At 71.0% G+C, this 4213-nt stretch carries 4 protein-coding genes; 3 read left to right on the forward strand and 1 reads right to left on the reverse strand.

What is annotated here, in order from left to right:
- Together CVO76_RS15625 and CVO76_RS15630 are read left to right on the forward strand one after the other, a co-directional pair.
- On the forward strand, window positions 1-509 hold a 509-nt coding region (locus CVO76_RS15625; protein WP_208740045.1), incomplete at its 5' end, for an NAD-binding protein.
- Between the two features lie 27 nt (window positions 510-536).
- Window positions 537-2021, forward strand: a complete 1485-nt coding sequence (locus CVO76_RS15630) for a CoA-acylating methylmalonate-semialdehyde dehydrogenase (protein ID WP_208740046.1) — start codon at window positions 537-539, stop codon at window positions 2019-2021.
- 50 nt (window positions 2022-2071) lie between these two features.
- Here CVO76_RS15630 and CVO76_RS15635 read toward each other — a convergent pair whose 3' ends face one another.
- Entirely contained in the window at window positions 2072-2917 is an 846-nt protein-coding gene (locus CVO76_RS15635; protein ID WP_208740047.1) for an NAD(P)-dependent oxidoreductase, read from the reverse strand.
- Window positions 2918-3050: 133 nt separating this feature from the next.
- On the opposite strand from CVO76_RS15635, the gene CVO76_RS15640 reads away from it, so the two are divergent.
- Window positions 3051-4169 (forward strand): NAD(P)/FAD-dependent oxidoreductase, encoded by a 1119-nt coding sequence (locus CVO76_RS15640; RefSeq protein WP_208740048.1) that lies wholly within the window; start codon window positions 3051-3053, stop codon window positions 4167-4169.
- Window positions 4170-4213: the final 44 nt, after the last annotated feature.

The following is a 4213-nucleotide window of genomic DNA, read 5'->3' on the forward strand; positions in this document are numbered from 1 at the left end:
CGAAGGCCGGGACGCTCACCTTCATGATCGGCGGCGAGGAGGGGGCGGTGAAGGACGCCACCGCCTTCATCGAGCCGATGGCGCGGAACATCATCCCCACCGGCGGTGCGACCACCGGCCAGGCGGCGAAGATCTGCAACAACCTGATGCTCTTCATCAACCTCGCATCCACCGCGGAGGGCGCCGTGCTCGCCGATCGCCTCGGGCTCGACAAGCAGGTTTTCTGGGACATCGCCTCGGTGTCCTCCGGTGACAGCTGGGCGCTGCGGACCTGGTACCCGGTGCCGGGTGTCGTGGAGACCGCCGCCTCGAACAACGGCTTCGCGCCGACGTTCACCACGGAGCTGGCGAACAAGGACATCGGACTCGCGCTGGCCGCCGCCCGCGACACCGACACCCCGCTCGAGATCGGCGAGCACGTGCAGCAGCTCTTCCAGCGCCTCATCGACGACGGACAGGGCGGCAAGGACTGCTCCATGATCATCAAGCTCGTCGACGGCTCCCTCTAGGCACCGTCCCACTCCCGAAGGATTCCCATGCAGCAGATCCCGCACTACATCGATGGCACCCGTGTGACCGAGGCCGAGCGCTTCGGTCCCGTCTTCGACCCCGCCACGGGCCGGCAGGAGAAGGAGGTGCCCCTCGCGTCGCCGTCGCGCGTGGACGAAGCCGTCGCCGCGGCCGAAGCCGCCCTGCCCGGCTGGCGCTCCGCGAGCCTGGCCAAGCGGGCCGCCGTCTTCTACCGGGTCCGCCAGCTGCTCACCGAACGGACGTCCGAGCTCGCCGCGATCCTCACCGGCGAGCACGGCAAGGTCCTCTCGGACGCCGAGGGGGAGATCGCCCGCGGCCTGGAGAACATCGAGTTCGCCACCGGACTGGGCCACATGCTCAAGGGCGAGCGGTCCGAACAGGTGTCCTCCGGCGTCGACGTCCACTCCATCCGCCAGCCCGTCGGTGTGGTCGCGTGCATCACCCCGTTCAACTTCCCCGCCATGGTGCCGCTCTGGATGATCGGCAGCGCGATCGCCTGCGGCAACACCGTGCTGCTCAAGCCGAGCGAGAAGGACCCGTCCTCCTCCGTGTTCATCGCCGAGATCTTCTCCGAGGCCGGACTCCCGGACGGTGTCCTCAACGTGGTCCACGGAGACCGCGAGGCGGTGGAGAGCATCCTCGACCACCCGGGCGTGAAGGCCGTGAGCTTCGTCGGGTCCACGCCGATCGCTAAGACCATCTACTCGCGTGCGGCGGCCAACGGCAAGCGCGTCCAGGCGCTCGGCGGCGCGAAGAACCACATGGTGGTGCTGCCCGATGCCGATCTCGACATGGCGGCCGACGCCGCGATCTCCGCCGCCTACGGCTCCGCCGGCGAACGCTGCATGGCGATCAGCGTGATCGTGGCCGTGGGCGGTATCGCCGACGACCTCGTCGAGGCGGTGCGCTCGCGCATGGGCTCGCTGAGGATCGGGCCGGGGACCGATCCCCGGTCGGAGATGGGGCCCCTCATCTCGGCGGAACACCGGGACCGCGTGGCCTCGTACGTCACGGGCGCGCCCGCCGAGGGGGCGACCGTCGTCGTCGACGGCACGCAGCAGCAGTTCGACTCGGACGGCTTCTTCCTCGGGGTCTCCCTCGTGGACCATGTGAAGCCGGGCATGAAGGTCTACGACGACGAGATCTTCGGACCCGTGCTGTCCGTGGTCCGCGTCGAGACCTACGCCGACGCCGTCCGCCTGGTGAACGAGAACCAGTACGGCAACGGGGTGGCGATCTTCACGCGCGACGGCGGTGCGGCGCGGCAGTTCGAGGTCGAGGCGGAGGCCGGCATGGTGGGCGTCAACGTGCCGATCCCCGTGCCGGTGGGCACCTACTCGTTCGGCGGCTGGAAGAACTCGCTGTTCGGCGACACCCACATGTACGGACCGGACAGCATCCGCTTCTACACGCGCGGCAAGGTGGTCACCACACGCTGGCCGGACCCCTCCACCTCGAGGATCGACCTCGGGTTCCCGCAGGTCGACTGACTGCCGGCGGATGCGGGTGCCGGGGGCGGCCGGCGCCCCGGGCATCGCACCTAGCCGAGCTCGGGCTTCGCGATCACCGCGATGTCGTCGTCGCCCGAGCCGGCGCGCTGCGCGTCCGTGAGCGACTGCAGCACCGCCGTGACCGCCGGCAGGGGATCGGGGGTGGAGCGCAGCATCAGCCGGGCGTCCTTCGCGAGGAGGTCGGCGGAGAACTGCGTGTCGCCGAACGTGCCCGCGGTGATGACCGGGCCCTTCATGCCCGCGATCACGCCCAGGCCCGTCCCCTTGAGCAGGTCCAGCACGGCCCCGGCATCGAGACCGTTGGCCCTGCCGAGGCGCAGCGCCTCGACGAGGCCCTGCAGCGTCACGCCGAGGGCGAGGTTGGCGAGCAGCTTGCCGGTCGCGGCGTCCGACGGCGTCGGCACCCGACGGAGCCGCTCGGCGTCGCCCCACAGGGCCGCGAGGGGTTCGACGACGTCGACGTCCCCCGGCTCTCCACCGAGCAGGACACCCAGCTGACCGGCACGGGCCGGCGCGAGGCTCCCGATGACGGGTCCGTGCACGTACCGGATGCCGGCAGCGGCGGCGTAGTCGGCGAACTCACGCGCGTCCTCGGGGGAGACGGTGGTGACGTCGAACCAGACGGCCTCGGCGGGGATCTCCAGCCCGGAGAGCACCACCTCCCGGACGGTGTCCGGTCCGAAGAGGACCGTCAGGACCACGTCGGCGTCGCTGACGGCGTCCTCGGGCGAGTCCGCCCGCGTGGCTCCTGCCTCGCGCAGGCGGTCGACGGCGCCCGCCGTCCTGTTCCATGCGGTGAGGCGGTGGCCCGCGGCGAGCAGGTGCACGCCGAGTTCGTGCCCCATGCGTCCGACGCCGAGCAGTGCGATCTTCATGAGTCCTCCGGTTGGTGGTCGATGTCCTTGCCTCCATTGTCCCGGATCAGGACACGCGATAGATTCTGGATGTCCCTTTGTGATACCGGTACCAATCCAGCGAGGGGCGAACCGACGGCAGAAGGAACCGACCATGAGCACGGCAGGAAACACGCGGCACGTCGCCGTCCTCGGCGGCGGCATCCTCGGGGTGTCGACGGCTGTGCACCTCCTGCGCGAGGGTGCTTCCGTCGTCCTCGTCACCGAGGCGGAGCTCGCGAGCGGAGCCTCGGGCAGGTCGCTGTCCTGGCTGAACAGCGCGGGGGAGCGGGCCACGCCCTACCACCAGCTGCGGATGTGCGGCATCGACCGGTATCGGACGCTGTTCGCCTCGGACCCGTCCCGCGACTGGCTGCGGTTCGACGGCGGCCTGCACTGGGCGGACACCGGCTCGGACCAGGACACCGTGGCGCGCCACGAGTACGAGCGGGCCCACGGCTACGACTCCGTCCTGGTGTCCCCGGGAACGGTGGACCACACCCCGGGCGTCAGCCGGGACGCCCTGGGCCCCGTGGCGATCTTCAACCCCGGTGAGGGCTGGGTCAGCCTGCCGCACCTGATCGGGTTCCTGATGGAGGAGTTCACCTCCCGGGGCGGCGAACTCGTGACGGACGTGGGCACCGCGCGCGTCCGGGTCGGTGACGGGCGGGCCACCGGCATCGACACGGACGGGGCGGGATCCTTCCCCGCGGACGCGGTCGTCGTGGCCTGCGGACCGCAGACGCCCGCCGTCGTCGCCGAACTCGGCGTGAGGATCCCCGACGCCTCGCCGATGTCGATGCTCGTGACCACCGCCCCCGTGGACCACGCGGTGAGGGCGGTGCTGAACACCCCGCGGGCGGCCGTCCGGCCGAATCCGGGCAACACCCTCGCACTGGACCACGACTGGTACGAGGAGAGCATCACGCAGGACGCCGACGGGACGTACTCGATCCCGGAGGCGGTGGTCCACGAGCTCGCCGACGAGGCCGCCGGACTCCTGGAGGGCCGGCCGCAGCTCTCCGCGGCATCCTGGACGATCGGCCGCAAGCCCATCCCGGGCGACGGGGAACCCGTGTTCGGGGAGCTCGGGTCCGTCCCCGGCTGCTTCGTCGCCTTCACTCACTCCGGGGCGACGCTCGGGCTCATCGCGGGCGAACTCCTCGCGGGTGAGATCATGACCGGGCGGAAGCACCCGATGCTGGAGAGCTTCCGGCCCGGCCGTTTCGCCTGACCGGGTCCGCCCGACCGGCGGGACCCGGACCGGAGCGCAACGGC

This window comes from Arthrobacter agilis (assembly GCF_002953615.1).
Lineage (GTDB): Bacteria > Actinomycetota > Actinomycetes > Actinomycetales > Micrococcaceae > Arthrobacter_D > Arthrobacter_D agilis_B.

Excerpts from the sequence above, each read along its gene's own strand:
- CVO76_RS15630 (WP_208740046.1), top strand. The coding sequence starts at position 537 with ATGCAGCAGATCCCGCACTACATCGATGGCACCCGTGTGACCGAGGCC.
- CVO76_RS15640 (WP_208740048.1), top strand. The coding sequence starts at position 3,051 with ATGAGCACGGCAGGAAACACGCGGCACGTCGCCGTCCTCGGCGGCGGC.
- CVO76_RS15635 (WP_208740047.1), bottom strand. The coding sequence starts at position 2,917 with ATGAAGATCGCACTGCTCGGCGTCGGACGCATGGGGCACGAACTCGGC.